Annotated in this window: 19 protein-coding genes and 2 tRNA genes; 15 read left to right on the top strand and 6 right to left on the bottom strand. The window is 72.0% G+C overall.

The window, feature by feature from the left end; translation table 11 throughout:
• Positions 1-26: 26 nt before the first annotated feature.
• The 13 genes from mftG to JQN72_RS18540 all read left to right on the top strand — a co-directional run bounded on the left by mftG (position 27) and on the right by JQN72_RS18540 (position 16,643).
• The gene (gene mftG, locus JQN72_RS15210) at positions 27-1,580 is read left to right on the top strand and encodes a mycofactocin system GMC family oxidoreductase MftG (RefSeq protein ID WP_204135974.1); all 1,554 of its coding nucleotides are present in this window, start codon (positions 27-29) and stop codon (positions 1,578-1,580) included.
• A 174-nt stretch (positions 1,581-1,754) separates the two neighbouring features.
• Positions 1,755-3,692 (top strand): CRTAC1 family protein, encoded by a 1,938-nt coding sequence (locus tag JQN72_RS15215; protein WP_204135975.1) that lies wholly within the window; start codon positions 1,755-1,757, stop codon positions 3,690-3,692.
• Complete coding sequence (locus tag JQN72_RS15220) at positions 3,689-4,693, top strand: enediyne biosynthesis protein UnbU (RefSeq protein WP_204135976.1); 1,005 nt, start codon at positions 3,689-3,691, stop codon at positions 4,691-4,693. The genes JQN72_RS15215 and JQN72_RS15220 overlap by 4 nt, the downstream gene beginning before the upstream one ends.
• Positions 4,690-10,443 (top strand): SDR family NAD(P)-dependent oxidoreductase, encoded by a 5,754-nt coding sequence (locus tag JQN72_RS15225; RefSeq protein ID WP_204135977.1) that lies wholly within the window; start codon positions 4,690-4,692, stop codon positions 10,441-10,443. The genes JQN72_RS15220 and JQN72_RS15225 overlap by 4 nt, the downstream gene beginning before the upstream one ends.
• Positions 10,440-10,898, top strand: coding sequence for a thioesterase family protein (locus JQN72_RS15230; protein WP_204135978.1), 459 nt, complete (start codon positions 10,440-10,442; stop codon positions 10,896-10,898). The genes JQN72_RS15225 and JQN72_RS15230 overlap by 4 nt, the downstream gene beginning before the upstream one ends.
• Before the next feature lie 10 nt (positions 10,899-10,908).
• Positions 10,909-11,463, top strand: a complete 555-nt coding sequence (locus tag JQN72_RS15235; RefSeq protein WP_204135979.1) for a flavin reductase family protein — start codon at positions 10,909-10,911, stop codon at positions 11,461-11,463.
• A gap of 35 nt (positions 11,464-11,498) precedes the next feature.
• Positions 11,499-12,203 carry a maleylpyruvate isomerase family mycothiol-dependent enzyme gene (locus JQN72_RS15240; protein ID WP_204135980.1) on the top strand — a complete coding sequence of 235 codons (705 nt, stop codon included), beginning with the start codon at positions 11,499-11,501 and terminating at the stop codon, positions 12,201-12,203.
• Positions 12,204-12,213: 10 nt separating this feature from the next.
• Positions 12,214-12,444 carry a biotin/lipoyl-binding carrier protein gene (locus JQN72_RS15245; RefSeq protein ID WP_307812725.1) on the top strand — a complete coding sequence of 77 codons (231 nt, stop codon included), beginning with the start codon at positions 12,214-12,216 and terminating at the stop codon, positions 12,442-12,444.
• A gap of 129 nt (positions 12,445-12,573) precedes the next feature.
• A complete protein-coding gene (locus tag JQN72_RS15250) occupies positions 12,574-13,278 on the top strand; it encodes a DUF899 domain-containing protein (RefSeq protein WP_204135981.1) in 705 nt (234 codons plus the stop codon).
• Between the two features lie 3 nt (positions 13,279-13,281).
• Positions 13,282-14,223 (top strand): SDR family oxidoreductase, encoded by a 942-nt coding sequence (locus tag JQN72_RS15255; RefSeq protein WP_204135982.1) that lies wholly within the window; start codon positions 13,282-13,284, stop codon positions 14,221-14,223.
• Positions 14,220-14,744 carry a hypothetical protein gene (locus JQN72_RS15260; protein ID WP_204135983.1) on the top strand — a complete coding sequence of 175 codons (525 nt, stop codon included), beginning with the start codon at positions 14,220-14,222 and terminating at the stop codon, positions 14,742-14,744. The genes JQN72_RS15255 and JQN72_RS15260 overlap by 4 nt, the downstream gene beginning before the upstream one ends.
• 6 nt (positions 14,745-14,750) lie before the next feature.
• Positions 14,751-16,079, top strand: a complete 1,329-nt coding sequence (locus JQN72_RS15265) for a copper resistance CopC/CopD family protein (RefSeq protein WP_204135984.1) — start codon at positions 14,751-14,753, stop codon at positions 16,077-16,079.
• Between the two features lie 225 nt (positions 16,080-16,304).
• Positions 16,305-16,643 (top strand): NAD(P)-dependent oxidoreductase, encoded by a 339-nt coding sequence (locus JQN72_RS18540; RefSeq protein WP_204135985.1) that lies wholly within the window; start codon positions 16,305-16,307, stop codon positions 16,641-16,643.
• A 56-nt stretch (positions 16,644-16,699) separates the two neighbouring features.
• On the opposite strand, the gene JQN72_RS15275 is transcribed toward JQN72_RS18540, so the two are convergent.
• From JQN72_RS15275 to gltX, 4 genes are all read right to left on the bottom strand, one after another.
• A tRNA-Glu gene (locus JQN72_RS15275) sits at positions 16,700-16,772 on the bottom strand.
• Between the two features lie 101 nt (positions 16,773-16,873).
• Positions 16,874-16,945: transfer RNA gene (locus JQN72_RS15280), tRNA-Gln, on the bottom strand.
• A 58-nt stretch (positions 16,946-17,003) separates the two neighbouring features.
• Positions 17,004-17,774, bottom strand: a complete 771-nt coding sequence (locus JQN72_RS15285; RefSeq protein ID WP_204135986.1) for an HAD family hydrolase — start codon at positions 17,772-17,774, stop codon at positions 17,004-17,006.
• 2 nt (positions 17,775-17,776) lie between these two features.
• Positions 17,777-19,324, bottom strand: coding sequence for a glutamate--tRNA ligase (gltX, locus tag JQN72_RS15290; RefSeq protein ID WP_204135987.1), 1,548 nt, complete (start codon positions 19,322-19,324; stop codon positions 17,777-17,779).
• A 345-nt stretch (positions 19,325-19,669) separates the two neighbouring features.
• Between gltX and JQN72_RS15295 the strand changes: the two genes are divergently transcribed.
• A complete protein-coding gene (locus JQN72_RS15295) occupies positions 19,670-21,064 on the top strand; it encodes an HNH endonuclease signature motif containing protein (protein WP_204135988.1) in 1,395 nt (464 codons plus the stop codon).
• A 14-nt stretch (positions 21,065-21,078) separates the two neighbouring features.
• On the opposite strand, the gene JQN72_RS15300 is transcribed toward JQN72_RS15295, so the two are convergent.
• Both JQN72_RS15300 and JQN72_RS15305 read right to left on the bottom strand, forming a co-directional pair.
• Entirely contained in the window at positions 21,079-21,849 is a 771-nt protein-coding gene (locus JQN72_RS15300) for a fumarylacetoacetate hydrolase family protein (RefSeq protein WP_204135989.1), read from the bottom strand.
• 30 nt (positions 21,850-21,879) lie between these two features.
• The gene (locus JQN72_RS15305; RefSeq protein WP_204135990.1) at positions 21,880-22,782 is read right to left on the bottom strand and encodes an SGNH/GDSL hydrolase family protein; all 903 of its coding nucleotides are present in this window, start codon (positions 22,780-22,782) and stop codon (positions 21,880-21,882) included.
• 174 nt (positions 22,783-22,956) lie between these two features.
• Between JQN72_RS15305 and JQN72_RS15310 the strand changes: the two genes are divergently transcribed.
• Positions 22,957-23,358 (top strand): DUF805 domain-containing protein, encoded by a 402-nt coding sequence (locus JQN72_RS15310; RefSeq protein WP_204135991.1) that lies wholly within the window; start codon positions 22,957-22,959, stop codon positions 23,356-23,358.
• Positions 23,359-23,363: the final 5 nt, after the last annotated feature.

Consider the following 23,363-nt stretch of genomic DNA (forward strand, 5'->3'; position numbering starts at 1 on the left):
ACATCCCCGAGCAGAGAGAGCAACCCATGCACGCACCATTCGACGTCCTCATCGTCGGCTGCGGATCCTCCGGCGCCGCGCTCGCCGCGCGGCTGAGCGAGGACCCCGCCCGACGCGTCGCCGTCATCGAGTCCGGACCCGACTACGCCGACGTCGACGCGCTGCCCCAGGACTTGCGCAACGGCAACCGGATGTCGCTGGACGCGCACGACTGGGGGTACCGCGCCGACATCTTCCGCGGCCGCGACATCCGCCTGCCCCGCGGACGGGTGACCGGCGGCTCCTCGGCCGTCGGCGCTACCATCGCCCTGCGCGGCATGCCCTCGGACTTCGACGAGTGGGCCGAGCTCGGCAACCCCGAGTGGGCCTGGGACCAGGTCCTGCCGTACTTCCGGGCCCTCGAGACCGACCTGGACTACGGCGACAGCGCCCTGCACGGGGGGACCGGCCCGATCCCCATCCGCCGCTGGCGCCCCGACGAGATGACCCGGTGGCAGAACGCCTTCGAAGAGGCGTGCGCCGCAGCCGGCTACGACCGGGTCCGTGACCACAACGACCCGGACGCGACGGGCTTCGGCGCGATCCCGTCCAACCGCCGGGACGGGTTCCGCCGGGTGTCCACGGCCGAGGCCTACCTCCGCCCGTCGGACGGCCGGCCCAACCTCACGGTGTTCGCCCAGGCCACCGTCGACCGGGTCCTCGTGTCCGGGGACCGAGCCGTCGGGGTCGAGGTGCGCAGCTCCTCCGGGGCCGTCGAGACCGTCACCGCAGGGACCGTCGTCCTCGCGAGCGGGGCGATCAACTCGCCTGCGATCCTCCTCCGGTCCGGCATCGGCCCGCGCGAGGACCTCGAGGCGCTCGGCATCCCCGTGACCCGCGACCTCCCGGGGGTCGGGCTCAACCTCGTCGACCACCCCCGCAGCGGCATCTTCATCATCCCCAAGGACGGCACCCTCGACGGCGAGAACGCCTTCCTCCAGAGCATCCTCCGCACGACGTCGCGGTCGGGCGAGACGACGAACGACATGCAGTACTACATGGTCAACCACTTCAGCCTCGACCCGTTCCCCCACCTGAAGCGGCTCTCGCAGGCCTCGCTCATCAACGGGGTCATGGTGTGCCAGCAGCGGCCGAAGTCGCGGGGCCGGCTGCGGCTCACCGACCCCGACCCGCGCAGCGAGCCGCAGATCGACCTCAACTTCCTCAGCCACCCGGACGACGTCGACACCATGGTCGAGGGGATCCGGGAGTGCGCGCGGCTCATGCGGCACGACTACGTCATGGCCAACCGCGAGCGGCAGCTCATCCTGCGCGACGAGGACGTCGACGACGAGGACCTCGTGCGGGTCTACCTCAAGGCGACCCTCGACAGCAGCTACCACCCGGTGGGGACGGCGAAGATGGGGCCGGCCGAGGACGACACCGCGGTCGTCGACCAGTACGGACGGGTCCACGGCATCGAGGGGCTCGTCGTCGCCGACGCCTCGATCATGCCGAACATCGCCAGTGCCAACACCAACCTCACGAGCATCATGATCGGCGAGAAGGTGGCCGCCCAGATCGAGGAAAGGGCCGCCTGACCCATCCCTGCCACCCCGTTCCGGACCGACGTTCCCGTCGGCTCGCAATATGCGCCTGACATTGTTTCGGAGTTTCGCTGAGCAATTTGGGAGAAGCATTTACCGCGGGGGCAGTGAAAGCGTGAATACCAGCAATGGTGTCGTACACCACTACTCCGGGGAAGGACTTCCGATATGCAATTCCGCCGTCACACACCAGGGCTCGCCGCCGTGCTCGTGCTCGCCGTCCTGTACGGGGCCGCGACGGTCAGCGCTGCGAACCCGGACCCGACGCCGACCGCGGACGGGTACTCGTTCGAGCGGATGGACATCGCCATGCCGCCGGGCTACGACGCGCTCGAGAAGCGCACCGTCCGCACCGTCAACCCGTCGTACCACCACATCCGCTCGTGGATCTCCTCGGTCGGGGCCGGCATCGCCATCAACGACCTGGCAGGGCACGGACGCGACAGCGGCATGTGTCTCGTCGACACCCGCACCGACAGCGTCGTCGTCACGTACACCCCGACGGCTCCCGCCGAGGACCGCTTCGAGCCGTTCGTCCTGGCGCCGAAGCACCTCCCGACGAGCGACATCATGGCGCCGATGGGCTGCGCGCCGGGGGACTTCGACGAGGACGGCCGTACCGACATCCTTGTCTACTACTGGGGCCGCACCCCGATCGTCTTCCAGGCCAAGGACGACGTCCGGATGCCGAGCACCTCTGCATACGAGGAGGTCGAGCTCGTCCCGTCCTCGGCGGAGGGCCGGGACTACTCAGGCGAGCCGTGGAACACCAACGCCGTCCTCGTGCGCGACCTCGACGGCGACTCCCACCCGGACATCATCGTGGGGAACTACTTCCCGCAGTCCGGTGTGCTCGACCCGTCGGGACGCAAGGACGTCTACATGAACGACTCGCTCTCCCGGGCCAACAACGGGGGCGGCATGCGGGTCCTGCGCTGGGTGCGCAACGACGCCGACGGACGTCCGCAGTACGTCGAGGACAAGGACGCGGTGCCCTACGAGGACGCGAGCGGGTGGGCCCTCGGCCTCGCCGGCGCCGACCTCACCGGCGACCTGCTCCCCGAGGTGTACGTCGCCAACGACTTCGGCCACGACCACCTGCTGCGCAACACCTCGACCCGCGGCCGGATCCAGTTCAGCACCGCGGTCGGGTCGCGCGGGCCGACGACCCCCAAGTCCTTCGTCGTCGGCAAGGGCTCGTTCAAGGGGATGGGCGTCGACTTCGTCGACCTCGACGGCAGGGCCAAGTTCGACATGGTCGTCAGCAACATCACGACGGCATGGGGGCTCGAGGAGAGCAACTTCGTCTGGCGCAACGACGCCCGCTCGGGCGAGGACATGACGGCACACCTGGCCCGGGGGCACGCGCCCTTCACCCAGACCGCCCAGGAGCGCGGCATGGCGTGGACGGGATGGTCCTGGGACGTCAAGGCCGGCGACTTCCGCAACTCCGGCTCCCCCGACGTCATCCAGACCGCCGGGTTCGTCAAGGGTGAGCACAACCGCTGGGCGTGGCTCCAGGAGCTCGCGACGGCCAACGACGTGCTCGTGCGCGAGCCCTCGATGTGGCCGAACCAGCAGCCGGGCGACGACCTGGCGGGTCATCAGCCCCTGGCCTTCTACGCCCCCGACGGTTCGGGCCGCTTCACGAACATCACCCACGAGATCGGCACGGACATCGAGACCCCCAGCCGCGGCATCGCGATCGGCGACACGACCGGGACCGGCGTCCTCGACTTCGCCGTCGCCTACCAGTGGGACGAGCCGGTCTTCTACCGCAACACCTCCACGGTCGGCCGCAGCCTCGAGCTCTCGCTGCGCCGCGACAGCCTCACGGGGTCCTCGACCGTCCCGGCGTACGGGGCCACGGTCACCGTGCGCGACGCCGACGGCCGCGAACAGGTGACCCAGCTCGACGGCGGCAGCGGCCACAGCGGCAAGCGGGCCTTCACCGTCCACGTCGGCCTCGGCGACTCGGACGGGCCGGTCACGGCCACCGTCGCCTGGCTCGACCGGAGCGGCCGAGCACATTCCGAGCCCGTCCGGCTCCTGCCGGGCCGGCACACCCTCCTCCTCACGGACCAGGTCAAGGAGTACACGAAGTGAGCACCGCACTCTCCCCCGACGCTCCTCCGAAGATCCCCACCGCCGAGCCGACCACGGCGCGCCCCGTCCCGGCTCCGGCCCGGCCCGAGGCCAAGCCCCCGGCCGACCCCCGGTACCTCGCGCTGCGCAACTTCGCGATCTCCGTCTCGGTCTTCAACATCTTCGGGTACTGGCTCCTCGGCTTCGAGCAGCCCTACCTCTGGCCGATCCTCGCCATCCTCACCGCGTACACGACCGAGCTCACCTTCGAGTCGCTCAGCGCCTGGGCGCAGCAGCGCGAGGCCCGGTTCCGGGGCCGCGGCCTGCGCGGGCTCTACGAGTTCCTCCTGCCGAGCCACATCACGGCCATCGCGGTCAACATGCTGCTCTACGCCAACAACCAGCTGCTGCCGATCCTCTTCGGGGTCGTCGCCGGGGTCACGGCCAAGCACGTCCTCCAGGCTCCGATCAACGGTCGGATGCGCCACTACATGAACCCGTCGAACTTCGGGATCACGATGGCCCTGCTCGCCTTCGGCTCCTGGATCAGCGTGGCTCCCCCGTACCAGTTCGGTGAGAACGTCAACTCGTTCATCCGGATCGGCATCCCGCTCATCATCGCGACGGCCGGGACGGTGCTCAACGCGACGCTCACCAAGAAGGTCCCGCTCATCGTGGGCTGGCTCGGCGGCTTCGTCATCCAGGCCGTGGTGCGGCACTGGGTCTTCGACGTGGCCCTCATGTCCGCGCTGAGCGTCATGAGCGGGATCGCGTTCATCCTCTTCACCAACTACATGATCTCCGACCCCGGGACGACCCCGTTCAAGGCGCGAGCCCAGTTCATGTTCGGCTCCGCCACCGCGTTCGTCTACGGGCTCCTCGTGGTCTTCAACGTCGTCTACACGCTGTTCTTCGCGGTCACCATCGTCTGCCTGGCCCGTGGCATCGGCTGGTGGGGCTACGACCTGCTCTCCCGCCGCCGAGCGCGCCGGGTCCCCGTCGGTGAGGGGGTGCCGGCATGAGCCGCATCGCCGTCGTCGGGATGGCCTGCCAGTACCCCGACGCCCCCGACACCGCCACGCTGTGGGACAACGTCCTGGCCGGGCGCCGGGCCTTCCGTGCCCTGCCCCCCGAGCGGATGAGCTCCGACTACTACTCCGAGGACGCCGCGACGCCGGACCGGCACTACGCGACGAAGGCCGCCGTCATCGAGGGATGGGAGTTCGACCGGACGAAGTACCGCGTCTCGGGCAGCACCTACCGCTCGACCGACCTCACCCACTGGCTCGCCCTCGACACCGTGGAGCGTGCGCTCGACGACGCCGGCCACACCGGAGGCAGCGGCCTGGACACCACCCGGACCGGCGTCATCCTCGGCAACACCCTCACCGGTGAGTTCAGCCGCGCCAGCCAGATGCGGCTGCGCTGGCCCTACGTCCGGCGGACCCTGGCGGCCGCCCTCGAGGAGCAGGACTGGGATCCCGAGCGGATCGCGGAGTTCCTCGCCTCCTACGAGGCCTCGTACAAGAGCGCGTTCCCGCCGATCACCGAGGACACCCTCGCCGGCGGCCTCGCCAACACGATCGCCGGGCGGATCTGCAACTACTACGACTTCGGCGGCGGCGGCTACACGGTCGACGGCGCCTGCTCCTCCTCGATCCTCGCCGTGACGAACGCGGCGGACGCGCTGACCAACCGGCACCTCGACGCCGCGGTCGTCGGCGGGGTGGACCTGTCCATCGACCCCTTCGAGGTCGTCGGGTTCGCCAAGACCGGCGCCCTGTCGACGAGCGAGATGCGCGTGTACGACCGACGGTCCAACGGCTTCTGGCCGGGCGAGGGCTGCGGCGTGCTCGTCCTCATGCGCGAGGAGGAGGCCCTCGCCTCGGAGCACCGGATCTACGCCACCCTGACCGGCTGGGGCTACTCGTCGGACGGAATCGGCGGCATCACCCGCCCGGAGGCGAGCGGCCACCGCCTGGCCATCGAGCGCGCCTACGACATGGCCGGGTACGGCTTCGACAGCCTCGGCTACGTCGAGGGCCACGGCACCGGCACCAAGCTCGGCGACGAGACCGAGCTCGGCGTCTTCGACGCCGCGCGGCGCCGGGCCGGGGGCCCGCCGGTCCCGGTCGGCTCGATCAAGGGCAACATCGGCCACACGAAGGCCGCCGCCGGCGTGGCCGGACTCATCAAGGCGGCCCTGACGATCCACCACGGCGTCATCCCTCCGGTCACCGGCACGACGAGCGCCCACCCGCTGTTCGAGGCCGAGGGGGCCGGGATCCGGCTCGCCCAGGAGCCCGAGGAGTGGCCGGAGGGGCCGCGCCGGGCCGCGGTGTCGTCGATGGGCTTCGGCGGCATCAACGGGCACATCACGATGGAGGGGCCGCCCGCCCCGTCGTCGGTCGGCCGGTTCCGCACCGCCCGCCGGGTCGCGCGGGGGCGCCAGGACGCCGAGCTGCTCGTGGTGTCCGCCCCGGACCCGGCGCGGCTCGCCGACCGGCTCCGCACGCTCGCGGAGCGCGCAGGCGCGATGTCGTACGGCGAGCTCGCCGACCTGTCCGCCGCGCTCCTGTCGTCCGACGAGGGTCACCGGCACCGCGCGGCCGTCGTCAGCGCCGACCCCGTCCAGGCCGCGGCCCGGATGCGCGACCTCGCCGACCGGGTCGACGAGGGGGAGACCTCGCTCGTCGACCCGGCCGGCGGCCGGTTCCTCGGTGCCGCCGTCCGGGCCCCCCGGCTCGGGCTGATGTTCCCGGGCCAGGGCGCTCCCGGCCACGGTGACGGCGGAGCCGTCGCACGCCGGTTCCCCGTCGTCGAGGCGTTGTACGACGCCGCAGGGCGCAGCGCGGCGGGAGCCGCGACCGAGACCGCGCAGCCGCGCATCGTCACGGCCTCGCTCGCCGGGCTCCGCCTCCTCGAGGAGCTCGGGGTCGACGCCGTCGGCTGCGTGGGGCACAGCCTCGGCGAGCTGACCTCGCTGCACTGGGCCGGCGCCTTCAGCCAGGACCAGGTGCTCGCGGCCGCCGCCGAGCGGGGTCGGATCATGGCGTCCGCGTCCGCGGCCGGTGGGGCCATGGCCTCGCTGCGGTGCGCTCCGGAGGAGGTCGAGCCGCTCATCGCGGACACCTCGGTCGTCATCTCGGGCTTCAACGGCCCGCGCCAGACCGTCGTCTCCGGTCCCACGATCGCGGTGGACAGCCTCGTCCAGGCGGCCCAGGGGAAGGGTATCGACGCGACCCCGCTCAACGTGTCGCACGCCTTCCACTCCCCCGACGTGGCCCCCGCGGCGGACCGGCTGCGCTGCTACCTCGACGATGCGGCCGGCACGAGCGCCGTCGAGCGGACCGGCCTGTACTCCACGGTCAGCGGCGACGCCCTGCCCGTCGGCACCGAGGTCCCGGCCCTGCTCGAGGAGCAGGTCCGCGAGCCGGTCCGCTTCGGCACCGCGCTGCGCGGTCTCGGCGCGGAGTGCGACCTCCTGCTGGAGGTCGGGCCCGGCCAGGCACTCTCGGCCCTGGCCCGGGACATCTGCCCCGACGTGCCCGCCGTCGCCCTCACGACCGACGGTGACAGCCTGTCCGGTGTCCTGTCCGCCGTCGGCGCGGCGTACGCCGTCGGCGCCGACGTCGACCTGCACCCGCTCGTCGCGGACCGCTACGCCCGCCCGGTCGACCTGGAGCGCGAGCTGCGTTTCTTCGAGTCGCCCTGCGAGAAGGCCCCCCAGGTCGACCACCTGCCGGAGGTCGCCGGTCAGCCGGCCGGTGACGACGCCGTGCAGACGTCGACCGACGCCGGAGCCGGTGAGAGCCGGGACGCGCTGGAGACCCTGCGCCACCTGCTCGCCGAGCGGGTCGAGCTGCCGCTCAGCCAGGTCACCCCGGAGACCCGTCCCCTGGACGAGCTGCACCTGAGCAGCATCACGGTCACCCAGATCGCCGGCGAGGCCGCGCGAGCGCTGGGGGTGAGCCTTCCTCCGCTCAACACGACGATGGCCACGGCCACCGTGAGCGACATCGCCGAGGTCCTCCAGGCCGCGGACGGCGCCGAGGCGCCGACCGAGGCGGGCGAGGCCGCGGCCGGCGTGGGCCCCTGGGTGCGCGCGTTCGCGGTCCGGGCCCGCACGGCCCCGGCCGTCGGGGAGCCCCGGGCCGCCGAGCCCGGGGAGGGACAGTGGCGGCTCGTCGGCCGGTCCGACGAGGTCGCCGAGCGCGTCCTCGCCCGGCTCCGCGAGCTGCTGCCGGTCGGCGGGGTGGTCGTCCGCTCCGGCTCCGCAGGTGAGGGCGTCGAGCCCGCCGACCTGCTCGAGGCGGCGCGCGAGGCGATCGCCGGCGGGACGAGGTTCGTGACGCTCGACGGTGTCCGGGGATCGGCCGGCCTGGCCAAGACCCTCCATCTGGAGCACGCCGAGATCCCGACGACGGTCGTCCAGCTGCCGCCGGACCCCGACCCGGCCTGGGCGGAGCAGATCGCCGCCGACGTCGCCGCCACCACCTCGTTCCGCGAGGTCGCGTACGGCACGGACGGCAGCCGGACCGTCCCCGTGCTCACCCCGCTGGAGCTCGGCGACACCGACCGCGCCGTCCTCGGCGCCGACGACGTCGTCGTCGTGACCGGCGGCGCCCAGGGCATCACGATCGAGTGCGCCCTGACGCTCGCCACGGAGACCGGCTGTGGTCTCGCCCTCCTCGGCCGGAGCGCGGCCGACTCGCCGACGGTCGCCGAGGCGCTCGGGCGGCTGGAGTCCGCCGGGGTCCGCGCGCGCTACTACGTCGCCGACGTCACGGACCGCGAGGCCGTGCGGGCGGCGGTGGACCGGGCGGGCGAGGAGCTCGGCCGGGTCACCGGTGTGCTCCACGGAGCCGGCCTCAACGAGCCGGCACCGCTCGAGACGCTCGACCCCGACGCCTTCGGACGCACCTGGGACACCAAGGTCGCCGGGCTCGCTGCCGTGCTCGACGCGGTGGACCGGGACGGGCTGCGCCTGCTGCTCGCCTTCGGCAGCATCATCGGCCGGGCCGGGCTGCGCGGCGAGGCGCACTACGCGACGGCGAACGACGACCTGCGGCGCGCCGTCGAGGCGGCTGCGGTCGACCTCCCGGACTGCCGGTGCCTCACCATCGAGTGGTCGGTCTGGGCCGGCGCCGGGATGGGCGAGCGCCTGGGGGTCCTGGACTCGCTCGTGCGGGACGGGATCCAGCCGATCCCGCTCGACGAGGGGCTCGGGGTCCTCCGCGCGCTCCTCGGCGACCCCACGACGCCGACCTCGGTCGTCGTCGTCGGACGCACCGGCTCGCTCCCGACGATCTCCTACGACGAGCAGGAGCTGCCCCTCTGGCGGTTCCTCGAGCGTCCGCTCGTCCACGTGCCCGGGGTGGAGCTCGTCGTCGAGGCCGACCTCGCGACGACGAGCGACCCCTACCTCCTGGAGCACGACCTCGACGGTGCGCTCCTCTTCCCCGCCGTCATGGGGATGGAGGCGATGGCCCACGTGGCGGGCGCCCTGCTCGACACCGGCGAGCCGGTCCGGCTCGAGGACGTGCGCTTCGACCAGCCGATCGTCGTCCCCGACGGCGAGACCCTCACCGTGCGGGTCGCCGCGCTGCGCCGGGACGACACGGTGGACGTCGTCATCCGCACCCGGGACACCGGGTTCCACACCGACCACTTCGCGGCGACGGCGCGTTCCGGTGCGCCCGAGCTCACGAGCCCGCCGAGCACGGTGCACGACATGCAGGTGCCGATGGACGTGGCGGACGACTTCTACGGGACGATCATGTTCCAGGGTGCCCGCTTCCAGGTCATCACCGGCTACCAGAGCATCTCGGCGACCTCCGCCGTCGCGCGGATCGGCCTCGGCGACGAACAGCCGTGGTTCGGCCACCAGAGCCCGCAGGACCTCCTCCTCGCGAGCCCGGCGGCGCGGGACGCCTTCATGCACGGCATCCAGGTCTGCGTCCCGAACGCGACCCTCCTGCCGGCCGCCGCGGAGCGGATCCAGGAGCTGCCGCTTCCGGAGGGGACCCGCACCCTCGTCCTCCACGCCCACGAGCGGCGACGCGAGGGGAGCTCGTACTGGTACGACCTGTGGGTCACCGACCTCGAGGGCACGGTCTACGCCGAGTGGACCGGGCTGGAGCTGCACGCGGTCCGCGACCGGGGTGCCACGGGCCCCTGGGTCCCGGAGCTGCTCGGCCCCTACCTCGAGCGCCGGCTCGGCGACGAGTTCCGGGTCGCGATGCAGCGCGGAGTGGGCGACGGCGACACCGCACCGGCGGAGCGTCGCCAGGCGACGGCCACGGTCGTGAGCGCCATCGTCGGCGAGCCGGTCGAGGTCGAGTACCGCGGCGACGGCAAGCCGGCGCTCAACGGGTACAGGATCAGCGCGGCCCACAGCGGGCCCGTTACCCTGGCCGTCCTCGGCGAGATCGAGCTCGGCTGCGACCTCGAGAGGGTGGACGGGCGCCCGGAGGAGGTCTGGCAGGACCTCCTCGGCGAGGACGGCTACGGACTCGCCCAGCACGTCGCGGCGGTCCGTCACGAGACGGCCGACACGAGTGCGACGCGGGTCTGGGCGGCTCGCGAGGCCTTGGTCAAGATCGGCCATGCCGTGACGTCCGCGCCGCTCCACAGCACCGACGCGGACGCCGACACCGAGGGCTGGGCCGGCTTCACCCACGGCGACGTGACCGTCGAGACGTTCTGCGCCTCGATCAACGAGCCAGACGGCGTCTACGTGGTCGCCGTGGCGAAGGAGGCGTCGTCATGACGAGTGCGTACTACGAGATCCGGCACGTGATCGGCTTCGAGGAGACCAACCTCGTCGGCAACGTCTACTACGTCAACTACCTGCGCTGGCAGGGACGCTGCCGGGAGATGTTCCTCAAGGAGAAGGCGCCGGCGGTCCTCGCGGACCTCCAGGACGACCTCAAGCTCTTCACCATCAAGGTGGACTGCGAGTACTTCAACGAGGTGACGGCGTTCGACGAGATGTCCATCCGGATGTCCCTGGCCGACCTGACCCAGACCCAGGTCGAGTTCACCTTCGACTACGTCCACCTCCGGCCCGGAGGCGAGGAGGTCCTCGTCGCGAGGGGTCGCCAACGGGTCGCCTGCATGCGGGGCGACAACCGCGACACCGCGCCCTCCCGGGTGCCCGCGGCCCTCGTCTCGGCCCTGGAGCCCTATGCCACCCGTTCCCCCAGCCTCGCCGGCCGGGCTTAAGGAGCACGTCATGCCAGTCAATGCCTCGCCCGCCTCCCCCGCCCCCGCCCTGTGGGACGACCGTGACCTGCGCGACGTGCTCGGGACGTTCGCCACCGGGATCACGGTCATCGCGACCGGCGGTCCGGATCCCGTCGGCATGACGACGAACTCGTTCACCTCGGTGTCCCTGGACCCGCCCCTCGTCCTGTTCTGTGCGCGGCGCAGCTCCAAGGTGGCCGCGCGCCTCGAGGAGGACACCGCCTTCACGGTCAACGTCCTGACCGGCGAGCAGGAGCACGCCGCACGGCACTTCGCCTCCTCGACCCGCGGGACCGGGGTCGACAGCTTCCGCCCGGTCGAGTGGGAATGGGGCAGCACCGTCGGCGCGCCCGTCGTCACCGAGGCCTCGTCGACGCTCGAGTGCCGGGTCTGGAAGGCCCACGACGGTGGCGACCACGTCATCTACATCGGCGAGGTGCTCGCTCTCCACCGCCACCGCAACGACCAGCACGTGCTCGTCTACCTCGACGGCGACTACCACCGGCTGTCCCGTCGAGCGGCCACGCGGCCGCGGATCGCCTGACGACCACGAACCACCTGACTCGGAAGGAGTCGACCATGCCCGTCCTCACCACCAGCTACCTGGAGTCGCTGAGCGCGGACGTCGCTCGGGTCGCGGACCTGCTGTCCCCGGCCGAGAACTGGGCGGCACCGGTGCCGGACTGCCCCGGCTGGACCCTCTACGACCTCGTCCTCCACATCGGCGTCGTGCACCGCATGGCGGCGGAGGCGATCGAGACCGGCCGGGCGCCGGACCGTCGGGCGGTCCCCCCGGCCGACGGGGACCTCGCCACGTGGATCCGCGACGGCGGCCGCCGCCTGCTCGAGGTCCTGGACCGCAACCCCACCGATCCGGCGTGGTCCTTCGCCCCCGGTCACGCGACGGTCGGCTTCTGGCAGCGGCGGGCCGCGCTGGAGAACGCCGTGCACCGCCGGGACGTCGAGGCCTCGATCCGCAGGCCCGGCCCGATCGACACCGACCTGGCCGCGGACGGGATCGACGAGGTCGTCAACGGCACGGTCCCGCTCGGGATCCACCAGGGGCGGCTGACCCTGCCCGACGACCGGGCCGTCGTCCTCCACACGACCGACACGCTCCAGCACTGGATCATCGGTGAGGGCCCGGTCGTCGCCTCGCTCGGAGGACCGGCCGAGCACCTGTACCTCGCCCTGTGGAAGCGATCGGTCCCGGACGACGAGACGACCTGGATCGGCGACGCGGCCGGCGGCCGCGACCTGCTCGCGCGGCCGCTCACCCCCTGAGGGCCCGGCCGTGGACAGCGAGTTCATCGTCCGGGCCGAGCTCGTGGCCACGGTGCTCCAGGTCGACGTCGACATCGGCCGTGCCGTCGACCGCGAGACCCAGGTCGCGCTCCTGGAGTCAATGAAGATGGAGATCCCGGTCCTCGCCGACCGCGCCGGAGTGGTCACCGCCGTCCACGTCGCTCCCGGACGCACCGTGCAGGCGGGTGACGAGATCGCGGCAATCGCCGCCGAGCCGTGAGGTCTCCCAGTCGATGCCAGGTAAATCCCTGTCGCACAGCGCTTTTGAGCAATCTGGAAGAAGCGTCACCCGGACGGTTCGGGACAGGATCGTCTCGAATACGCCAGTACCATCGGAAGGAAGGTCGCCATGAACCGGGTCATCACGCGAACGGAGTGGGTGGCAGAGCGTCAGGAGCTGCTCGATCTTGAGAAGGAGGCGACCAGGCTCCGAGACGAGGTCTCGGCGCGGCGTCGCGAGATGGGGGTCGTCCGGGTCGAGAAGGACTACCGGTTCGTCGGCCCCGACGGCGAGACCACCCTGCTCGGACTCTTCGAGGGCCGCCGGCAGCTCATCGTGCGCCACTTCATGTTCCAACCCGAGTGGAGCGAGGGGTGTATCGGCTGCTCGATGCAGGCCGACTCTGTGGGCCACTTGGCCCACATGAACGCACGGGACACCACGTTCGTCATGACGAGCCGCGCCGAGCAGGACCGGCTCACCGCGTTCGCCGACCGGATGGGGTGGGACATCCCCTGGTTCACCACGGTCGGGGACGTCTTCAACCGGGACTACGGCGTCACGACCGACGAGGGTGACATCCCCGGCGTGAGCGTCTTCATCCGCGACGGCGAGGACGTCTACTACACCTACTCGGTGTTCGACCGCGGCGGCGACATCTTCAAGAACTTCTACAACTACCTCGACCTCACGCCGATGGGCCGCCAGGAGGAGCAGCTGGACCACCCCTGGGACTGGTGGCGACACCACGACCGCTACGAGGACGCCGAGGCCCCCACCGCCGGCCAGAACTTCTGGAACACGATTGAGAAGTTCGACCGAGAGACGGCCTGAGCCATGTCGACGACCACTGCACCTCCCCTGTCGTGGAGCCCGGTCTCGTGCGCCGCACTCGTCACCGGGTGTGGGTCCACGAGCGGTCTCTCCTCGGGCACCGGCCGGCACCTCGCCATCCTGCTCCAGGAGCAGGGCTGGGAGGTGTATGCGACGGGGCGGGACCCGGAGGTGATGGGCGATCTCGCCGCCCGCGGCATCCACACCCGGCGTCTGGACCTCACTGACCCCCAGTCGATGAAGGAGGTCGTCACCGAGATCCAGGATCACCACGGCTCGGTCGGCCTCCTCGTGAACAACGCCGCGTACAGCCTCAACGGCACGGTCCTGGAGACCTCGATCGACGCCGCCCGCGACCAGTTCGAGACCAACCTCTTCGGCACCTTCGAGCTGACCCGGATGGTCCTGCCGGACATGATCGCCGCCAGGTCCGGCCGGATCGTCATGATGTCGTCGATCTTCGGGCTCTTCGGCACGGCGGGCCGCGGGTACTACGAGGCGTCCAAGCATGCCCTTGAGGGTCTGAGCGACGCCCTGCGCCTCGAGGTGCGCAACCTCGGCCTCGACGTCGTCGTCGTCGAGCCCTCGCCCATCCGGGGCGGGTTCGTCCCCGATGACGTGTCCGCTCTCGGGCTCAGCGGGCGCGAGGAGGTCTACGGGCCGTTCTGGGAGCACTTCGTCCGCTGGCACGAGACCTACCGCGAGACCGAACGCCCGACCGGCCGGGGGCGAACTGCCGTGACGTCGGAGGCCGTCGCCCGGTGCGTGGTCCGTGCCGCCGGCGCCCGACAACCGAGGATCCGGTACCGGATCGGGCTGCCGGTCCGCCTCCTCGGCACGATGCGCGGCCTTATCGGGGAGACGAACTGGGACCGGTTCGTACGCTGGTTCTTCCCGCACCCCCAGGCCGCCTCCACGATCCGGGCGCAGGAGGTGCTCCGATGAGCCTCTCCGTCCCCATCTCCGTCGCCGCCCGGGTCGACGACCTCGTGCGCAGCTCCCATTCGGTCCTGTTGATCGGTTTCGGCGCCGTCGTGCTCGGCCACTGGAGCGAGCACATCGTCCAAGCCGTGCAGATCTACGCCCTGGGGTGGCCGGTCCCCGAGGCCCAGGGAGTCCTCGGGCTGGCATTCCCGTGGCTCGTGACCTCCGAGCTCATGCACTACGGCTACGCCCTCGTCATGGTCGTCGGCCTGTGGGTCCTGCGGAATGGGTTCGCCGGAGCCGCGCGGCAGTGGTGGATGCTCTCGTTCGTGCTCCAGTTCTGGCACCACGCCGAGCACCTACTCCTCTTTGGCCAGGCGACCATCGGGCACAACCTCGGCGGCAGTCCCGTGCCCATGAGCCTGCTCCAGTTCTTCGTCCCCCGGGTCGAATTGCACCTGTTCTACAACACGATCGTCACGATCCCCATGGTCGTCACTATGGTCCTGCGCCGCGGCCGGACGGCCGGGGCGGGACGTTAGGCCGACATGCCCCGGCGTATACTCCGATGCATCGTCCTGTTCCTCGCCGTGGCCGCCCTGTCCGCGCCGGGAGCGGCGCACGCGCACACCCGCATCGAGCTCACGAGCCCCCGGGATGGCGCCCACCTCGAGGCACCGCCCGCCGCGCTCCAGGTGGCCTTCTCCGAACCCCTGCCCCTCCGGGACACTGACGTCGAGGTCACCTCGGCAGCGGGTGAGGTGCTGGTCAGTGGACCGCTCACGAGCGACTCGACCGACCCGGCCGTATCCTCCGGCACCCTCGACCTCCCCGCCCTGTCGGACGGCAGCTACCTTGTCACCGTGGCGGCGCAGGGCCCGGACGGGCACTCCGTTCGCTCGGTCTTCGCCTTCGCCGTGGGTGACGCGCCGGTGGTCCGCATCGAGGGTGGCGGATCCCCGAGCAACGGACCAGTCGCCCGTGCCCTCGCGGCGCTGGGGGCGCTGGCGACCGGAGTCGGCCTCGTCGGTCTCGGGTTCGGCTACGTCGCGACCTGGGTCTGGCCCGGGTCGACGAGGTCGGGTCGGGCGCGGGTCCACACGGCGGCGGGCGCAGGGGCCGTCCTGCTCGGCGCCGTCCTGGTCGTCGCGTCGATGCGCGTGGAGGCGTACCCGTCCCTCGGGAGCATCGCCGCCACCCAGGCCGGGCGCCTCCTCGGTCTCCGGATGGCGGCCGCGACCGCCGTCCTCGCGGCGATGATCGCCTGGTCTCGTCACGACGAACCGGACCGACCGCGCTCTCCGAACCGGCAGAACGCCCTGTTCGCGGCGGCGATCCCGCTGCTGCTCGGAGTCGTGGGGTCCTCGCACTCGGCCGGGGACGTGTGGGCGCTGATGACCCTGCTCGTCGGCATGGTCCACCTCGGGGCCGTCAGCCTGTGGATCGGCGGTCTGGCCTGGCTCTGGCTGGGCGCCAGGCAGCGGGAGCCCGATCCCGAGGCCGCCGCCGCCTTCTCGCGGACCGCCCGCAACTGCGCCGTCGTGACTCTCGGAACGGGGTCGGTCCTCGCCTACCGGCTCACCGACGGGCTGGACGTCGCGGCGCTGACCTCACCCTACGGAGCCGTCCTCGCCGCGAAGCTCGTCTTCGTCGCCGCGCTGGTCGCGTGTGCCGCCAGGACCCACCGCGCGGTGCTCGACCTGCGCCGACCGGCGGAAGCGGCCCCCCACTCGGTCGACGGCGGTGGGACCGCGACCCGGGTGCGTCCGGTGCACCGGCGCACGGCCGCGCTCAGGAGCGCCCTGCGCCGTGAGGCGGCGGCCGGCTCGGTCGTGCTAGTCCTTGCCGCACTGCTCACGACGCTCGCCCCGACCTGAGCGCGTAGAACGACGTCCGACGCACGGACGGCGACGGCCCGGGCCGTCGACCCGGGTAGCCCTGACGGTGTTGAGTCTCAACGCCTGACAGGGGCGTGCGTGAGGCACGCGTCCGCAACCGCGGCCGCTCGTCCCACCTCCCGACACGGGCCTGTCCCAGCCGGCCGCGGACGTGGGACCATCGGGAACGACGATCCGACCTTCCACGAGGAGGAGGGCCCGACCGTGCCACCGAACCCCGGACCCCGCGCCGTCCGAGACCGGACCCGGCTGCTCGCCTTCCCACGCCCCGACCGTGCCGCGGTGGTCGTCGGTGGTGGCGCCCTCGCCGCTCGCCGGGCCGCCCACCTGACCCGTTCCCGCACGCCGGTCGTCGTGTTCTCCCCGACCCTGTGCGACGACGTCTTCGACCTGCTGGTCGAGCATCTCGTGACCTGGGAGAACCGCTGGCCGACGCCCAGGGACCTGCGCCGCGCGTGGCTGGTCCACGCCGCCACGGGCGACGCGCAGCTGGACGCCCGCGTCTGCGCGATGGCTGCCCGGGTGCGTGAGCAGCGCGGATGACCCGGGCCGGGGACGACGAAGGCCCGGTCCGTACCGGACCGGGCCTTCCACCGATGTAGCCCCGACGGGATTCGAACCCGCGCTACCGCCTTGAGAGGGCGGCGTGCTAGGCCACTACACAACGGGGCCGTGGCTGTCGCCTGGACCGCGAGGCGGCCGGGCAACGAGAGAGAACCTTACCGAACGGGAGGGCTTTCTCCGAATCGCCCCGGCCACGGCCGGGACGAGAGCTGGGGTACCAGGACTCGAACCTAGAACGGATGAACCAGAATCACCTGTGTTGCCAATTACACCATACCCCAAGGGGTATGCCGACCAGTCTCCCGCGAGGGTCTCCGACCGGCGAACCGAGTGGCGATACTACCGGGCGGCCGCGCCCGGCCCAAATCGCGCGGCATCGCCGTCCACCAGCTCCGGGACCGAGGCGAGCGAGCGGACGACCGGCACCTTGCGCGCCTCGACGAGCCGGAGGGCGCGCTCGTCCGGCTGGCCGTCCCGGACGAGCCAGGCCGCCGCGAGACCCGCCTCCGCGGCGCCGAGCGGGTCGGCCGCGAGCTCGTCGCCGACGTGCATCGTCGTCGCAGGCAGCGCCCCCATCCGGCGGCACGCCTCGTGGAAGGCGCGCTCGTCCGGCTTGCCGAAGCCGAGGGTGTCGCGCGTGCAGACGACGTCGAAGAGACCCGCGAGGCCTGCGGCGTGCATCTTGCGGTCGGTGTACGTCGACGACGAGTTCGTGAGCACGCCGACGACGACCCCGGCGGCGAGCAGCCGCTCGACCGCCGGTGCGACGTCGTCGAACGCCCGCAGCCCGGCGAGGAACGCGGGTTCGTACGTCTGCTCGAAGCCGTCCCACCAGTCCCGCTCGGTGCTCTGCCCGAGCCAGCCGGCGAGCTCGGCGACCCGGGCGCGGCGCATCTCGTCGAACTCGATCTCGCCGCGCGAGTAGGCGACGAAGTGTCCCTCGGGATCGCTGCGGAACCGGACGCCCGCGGCAGCGAGCCGCTCGGGGTCGGCGTCCGGCCAGAGCGCGCGGGCGGCCGCCGCGCCGGCGGCGTGCATCGCCGAGCGGGTGTCGTAGAGGGTGTCGTCGGCGTCGAGGAGAACGGCCTCGACGCGCGGGCCCGCGAGCATGCTCACAGGGTGGCCCGCAGCGCCGCGAGCCGGGTCAGCGTGGCGGTCTTGCCGAGGATCTCCATCGACTCGAACAGCGGAGGGCTGACCCGGCGACCGGAGACGGCCGTGCGCAGCGGGCCGAAGGCGAACTTGGGCTTGATCCCCAGCCCGTCGATCACGGCGGCCCGCAGGGCGGCCTCGATGGTCTCCGCTCGCCAGGACGGCTCCGAGCCGAGCAGCCCGTCGTGCTGGTCCGGCACGTCGGCCAGCGCGGTCGTCGCGGCGTCGAGCACCGTCCCGGCGTCGTCCTTCAGCTGCGCCCGGGCGTCGTCGGCGACGGCCACTGCGTCGTCGGCGACGTAGAAGGGCCCGACGAGGTCGCTCGCCTCGGTGAGGTGCGCGATCCGGGTCTGGATGAGCTCGGCCACGGCCTCGAGCCTCGCCAGCTCGCCGAGCGAGGGGGCCTCGCCGAGCACGCCGTCGCGCTGGAGGAACGGCAGCAGGCGCGAGGCGAAGTCCTGGAGCTGGAGGGCGCGGATGTGCACGCCGTTGAGCCAGTCGAGCTTCTTGAGGTCGAAGATCGGCCCGACGGGGTTGACCTCACCCCAGGCGAAGCGCGCCGAGAACTCCTCGAAGGTGAAGACCTCGACGTCGTTGCCGTCGGCGTCCTGGGCCGGCGGGTAGGCGAGCAGGCCGAGGAAGTTGACGAGCGCCTCCGGGAGGTAGCCCTCCTCCTCGAACCAGGTGAGCCGGGCCTCGGGGTTCTTGCGCTTGCTGATCTTGGACTTGTTCTCGTTGCGCAGCAGCGGCATGTGCGCGAAGGCCGGCGGCTCGAGGCCGAGCCAGCGGTAGAGAAGGACGTGCTTGGGCGTGGAGCTGATCCACTCCTCGCCGCGGACGACGTGGGTGATGCCCATCTCGTGGTCGTCGACGACGACGGCGAGGTGGTAGGTGGGGAACCCGTCCGCCTTGAGGATGACCTGGTCGTCGGGGCGCGGAGCGGAGAGCCGGCCGCGGACGAGGTCGTCGAAGTGCAGCTCGACGTCGTCGGGGACGAGCATCCGCACGACCGGGGTCTCGCTGAATCCCGGTAGCGCGCGCCGCTCCTCCTCCGTCTTGCCATGGCAGAGCCGGTCGTAGCCGGTGGGCTCCTTGAGCCGCTGCTGCTCGGCACGCATCTCGGCGAGCCGCTCGGTGGAGCACCAGCAGTGGTACGCGTGCCCCTCGGCGAGCAGCCGCTCGACGTACGGCCGGTAGGTGGTGAGCCGCTCGCTCTGCCGGTAGGGCGCGGCCGGGCCGCCGATGTCGGGCCCCTCGTCCCAGGTGAGGCCGAGCCACCGGAGGGTGTCGAAGACCTGCTGCTCGGAGTCCTCGCGGAAGCGGGTGCGGTCGGTGTCCTCGATGCGCAGGAGGAAGCGCCCGCCCTGCTGTCGCGCGAAGGCCAGGTTGAACAGCGACATGTACGCCGTGCCGACATGCGGGTCGCCTGTGGGCGACGGGGCGACGCGGAGGCGGACGGGCCCGGGGAGGTCACCGGACGGGGCTGCTGCTGGGGTGTCGGTCGTCATGATGGGCCCAGCGTAGTGAGCGCGGCGCGGCACGGAGCCGCAGGACCGACGCCGGCCCGGACCTCGGCGCATCGAGGGCCCGTCACGACGGAGATGGGCACGACAGGGCGGGTGCAGGAGACGCGGCGTGGCGCACGTGCTGGGGTTCGGCGGGCGTGGCCGGCAGCCGGGGCTCGGACGGCGTCACCGGCGGCTCAGGTCGAGAGGCCGGAACGGCGCGATCCGACGACATCGCGCTCTGCCCTGCGTGACCGGCACCAGCCGGTCTCGTTCTGCTGTAGGCGAACTCGGACACTCGGCGCGGCGAACATCTCCTATTCATACATATGTTCGATAGACTGAGTCATGGCCTCGAGCACCCCAGACCTCGCGGAGCGACGCTCCCGGGTCATCGCTGCGCGCGAGGCGCTGGCGGGTCTGGACGACGTCCTGCACGAGGCCTCGGGCGCCGAGCTGGCCGAGCTCATGGGCCTCGTCGACGACCTGGCTGCCGCCGGTTCGGCTGCCCGGGTCACCGTCGCTGTCGAGGCGACCCGACGGGGCGAGGCAGCCGGCTCCGAGGTGCAGGCATGGGTCCGCGAGAACGCGCGGTCCTTGCGGCAGGGCGGCGCGGCATCGGTGGCCCGCATCGCGGTCGACGTCGCCGCCGCGACCGGTCTCACCGGCGCCGCCCCGGAGGCCTGCTCACCCATCGGCATCGTCTGGAACGCGGTGCGGCTCGGCCGCGTCGAGGCGGGCACCGGGTGTGCGGTCCTGCGCGAGGCACGCCGGCTCGATCCACTCCTGCGCACCGAGGCCGTCCCCACCGTCACCTCCGCGCTCGTCGACCTCGCGGAGCGATGGGGCCCGTCGATGATGCGGCGGCTTCGGCCGCAGCTCCTCGCCGAGCACGGTCACGACGGAGCCCTCGACGACCTGCAGCAGCGGCTCGCATCGGCGGCGAGGCTCTCGATGCCGCACGTCGAGTCCGGCGACCTCACCGAGTACCAGCTGTGGATGACCCCCGAACAGGCAGCGACGCTGGAGGCAGCCATCGGGCCGTCGTCCGCTCCGGCACCCAACGGGGAGACCGGGGAGCCGGACCTCCGCCCGGCCGGGCAACGGCGGGTCGAGGCGCTCACCGAGCTCTGCCGGGCCGCTTCCACGACAGCGGCCGAGGCCGCCGGCGACCCGTCGGTCGCGGGTGCCGTCCTCCACGTCGGCGTCGACCTCGCGGACCTGGAGGCCCGCATCGGGGCAGGCGAGGTGATCGGCTCGGTTGCCGACGGCACGATCGTCTCCCCCGAGACCCTGCGGCAGATCGCCTGCGATGCCGCGGTCATCCCCTACGTGCTCGGCAGCGCCGGCGAGGTACTCGATGTCGGCCGTCTGGCGCGCCTCTTCACCCGCGCCCAGCGCCGGCTGCTGCGGCTCCGCGACCGAGGATGCACATACCCCGGGTGCACCTCTCCTCCGGACCGAGCCCGCGCGCACCATGTGCGGCACTGGGCCGATGGAGGTGCCACCGACGTCGCGAACGCCGCACTGCTCTGCCAGCGCCACCACACCACGGTCCACCGCAGACGCCTGTGGGCGCAGGTCCGGGAACGCCGTGACGACCGTGGCCGATCCGTCGTCTGGGACCTCACCGACGGCTCCTATGACCGTGCGCTCACCCGGCTCCCGAACGGGCCACCGTGTGCGGCCGACCCGGGTCGCGGCCACCCGCGCCACCCCGACGGGCACGACCGTGCCGCGTGACCGACACCCGTCGGTCAGTGGCGCACGAAGGGGTTCGACAGCGTCCCGATCCCCTCGACCTCGACCTCGACCCGCTGCCCCTCGGCCACCGGCCCGACCCCGGCCGGCGTCCCGGTGAGGATGACGTCGCCGGGCAGCAGCGTGAACGCCTTCGACGCGTGCGAGACCAGGGCCGCGACACCGTGCACCATGTCGGCGGTCGAGCCGTCCTGCACGACCTCGCCGTCGAGCCGGGTGACGACCGAGAGCGCGGACGGGTCGAGGTCGGTCTCGACCCACGGCCCGAGCGGGCAGAAGGTGTCGAAGCCCTTGGCCCGGGCCCACTGGCCGTCAGAGCGCTGGAGGTCGCGGGCCGTCACGTCGTCCGCGCACGTGTAGCCGAAGATGACGCCGAGCGCGTCCTCGGGCTCGACGTCCTTGCACATCCGCCCGATGACGACCGCGAGCTCGCCCTCGTAGTGCACCTCGGCGGACTGCGGCGGCAGCACGACCGGGTCACCCGGGCCCACGACGGCGGTGTTCGGCACGAGGAACATCAACGGCTCCTCCGGAGCCTCGCCGCCCATCTCAGCCGCGTGGTCGGCGTAGTTCTTGCCGATGCCGATGACCTTGCTCCGTGGGATGACCGGCGCGAGCAGCCGGACGTCCTCGACGAGGTGGGTCGCCCCGGTCAGCTCGATCCGCTGGTAGAGCGGGTCGCCGGTGACCTCGGCGATCTTCTCCCCCGCCCCGTCGACGAGCCCGTAGACGGGGTCCTCACCGGTCGTGAACCTCGCGATGCGCATGCTCGGAGCCTACGACCGCGGACGCCCCGCTCAGACCCCGGCCTTGTCGGCGGCGTCGGCGAGGACCCGGGCGACGACGGCCGCCCCCTCGTCGGTGAGATGGATGTCGAAGGCGGTGCAGATGTACGTGAGCGTGCACACCTGGGCGACGTTCGTCGGCACCTCGCGCCCGCCGAACGTCGTCGGGCTGTCGTCGTCGAGCTTGAACGCCGCCGTGAGCGGGACGGACTGCGCCCCAGCGCCCTTCGCAGCCCGGGTGATCGCGGTGTCGAGCGCCGAGTAGGCGTCGGAGGCGGCGTCCAGCTCGGCCTGCCCTTCGCCGAGGTAGGACGCGGCGAGCCAGGGGTTGTAGTAGCCGAGGACGAGCACCGGGACGTCCGGCCCCGCCGCCGCGCGGAGGCGGGACAGGATCGTCGGCAGGTTCTCACGCACCGTCCCGAGGCCGTCCTCCACGCACGACGCGTCGACCGTGAGCTCGCGCCCGACGCAGCGCCGGAGGTCGTTGCCCCCGATGTCGATGCTCACCAGGGCGACCTCCCCGGCGCGCTCGGCGAGGAGCGCCTCGGCCTGCTCCATCTGGCTGCCGTCGTCGTAGTCGCACAGCCCGCCCTCGAGGAACGACGTCGTGGACTCCCCACTGCAGGCGAGGTTCTCGACGGCCAGGTCGTCGCCGTCGCGGCCGATCCGGGCTGCTGCGAGCGCCGGGTACGCGGAGTCGCGCAGCTCGGCCCCACCGGGCTGGTAGCCCGCCGCGAGGGAGTCACCGAGCGCGAGATAGACGTCTCCGGCAGCGGACGGGGTGGTCGAGGGGGTCTCGCTCGGTGGCGCGGGAGAGGACGTGGCCGGGGCCGCCGCGGGCGCGTCGTCGGCGCCGCTGCACCCCGCGAGGACGGCTGCCGCCACCAGCGCGGCGGCGAGGAAGGAACGTGTCACGTGGCGCCTCCGAAGCGTCGACTCGGGTCCGCTGCAACCCCATCGTGCCTGTTCAACGACGACACCGCGGCAGATGTCCCCACTCGTCGGCGGCTTCCATCGGTGCTAGCGTCATTTTCCGCAGGGGCACGTCCGTCATGGACGTGCCCTGTCTCTATGAGGGGAGTACCCGTCATGTCCTTCGGTGAGTCGATCAAGACAGTCCTGTCGAAGTACGCGACCTTCAGCGGTCGCGCGAGACGCAGCGAGTACTGGTGGTGGTGGCTGTTCGTCACGGTCGCCGTCATCATCCTGAGCATCGTCGACGGCGCGCTGGGCCTGAAGGTCAGCGACGCCGAGGTCATGGGCCAGCCCGCCACCGGGTTCCTCAGCCTGATCTTCGCCCTCGCCGTCCTGGTGCCGGGCATCGCGGTCACCTTCCGGCGGCTGCACGACACCGGCCGGTCCGGCTGGTGGTGGCTGCTGTCCCTCCTCTGCGGCATCGGCGCGATCATCGTGTTCGTCATGTGCCTCCAGGACAGCAAGCCGGACAACGAGTACGGCCCCAACCCCAAGGGCCAGCCGGCTCCGGCCTGAGCCCA

Source organism: Phycicoccus sp. CSK15P-2, from assembly GCF_016888005.1.
Lineage (GTDB): Bacteria > Actinomycetota > Actinomycetes > Actinomycetales > Dermatophilaceae > Phycicoccus.

Bases quoted from the DNA above. Each gene is read 5' to 3' on its own strand.
- mftG (WP_204135974.1), top strand. From the start codon at position 27: ATGCACGCACCATTCGACGTCCTCATCGTCGGCTGCGGATCCTCCGGC.
- JQN72_RS15215 (WP_204135975.1), top strand. From the start codon at position 1,755: ATGCAATTCCGCCGTCACACACCAGGGCTCGCCGCCGTGCTCGTGCTC.
- JQN72_RS15225 (WP_204135977.1), top strand. From the start codon at position 4,690: ATGAGCCGCATCGCCGTCGTCGGGATGGCCTGCCAGTACCCCGACGCC.
- JQN72_RS15230 (WP_204135978.1), top strand. From the start codon at position 10,440: ATGACGAGTGCGTACTACGAGATCCGGCACGTGATCGGCTTCGAGGAG.
- JQN72_RS15235 (WP_204135979.1), top strand. From the start codon at position 10,909: ATGCCAGTCAATGCCTCGCCCGCCTCCCCCGCCCCCGCCCTGTGGGAC.
- JQN72_RS15240 (WP_204135980.1), top strand. From the start codon at position 11,499: ATGCCCGTCCTCACCACCAGCTACCTGGAGTCGCTGAGCGCGGACGTC.
- JQN72_RS15250 (WP_204135981.1), top strand. From the start codon at position 12,574: ATGAACCGGGTCATCACGCGAACGGAGTGGGTGGCAGAGCGTCAGGAG.
- JQN72_RS15255 (WP_204135982.1), top strand. From the start codon at position 13,282: ATGTCGACGACCACTGCACCTCCCCTGTCGTGGAGCCCGGTCTCGTGC.
- JQN72_RS15260 (WP_204135983.1), top strand. From the start codon at position 14,220: ATGAGCCTCTCCGTCCCCATCTCCGTCGCCGCCCGGGTCGACGACCTC.
- JQN72_RS15265 (WP_204135984.1), top strand. From the start codon at position 14,751: ATGCCCCGGCGTATACTCCGATGCATCGTCCTGTTCCTCGCCGTGGCC.
- JQN72_RS15285 (WP_204135986.1), bottom strand. From the start codon at position 17,774: ATGCTCGCGGGCCCGCGCGTCGAGGCCGTTCTCCTCGACGCCGACGAC.
- gltX (WP_204135987.1), bottom strand. From the start codon at position 19,324: ATGACGACCGACACCCCAGCAGCAGCCCCGTCCGGTGACCTCCCCGGG.
- JQN72_RS15295 (WP_204135988.1), top strand. From the start codon at position 19,670: ATGGCCTCGAGCACCCCAGACCTCGCGGAGCGACGCTCCCGGGTCATC.
- JQN72_RS15300 (WP_204135989.1), bottom strand. From the start codon at position 21,849: ATGCGCATCGCGAGGTTCACGACCGGTGAGGACCCCGTCTACGGGCTC.
- JQN72_RS15310 (WP_204135991.1), top strand. From the start codon at position 22,957: ATGTCCTTCGGTGAGTCGATCAAGACAGTCCTGTCGAAGTACGCGACC.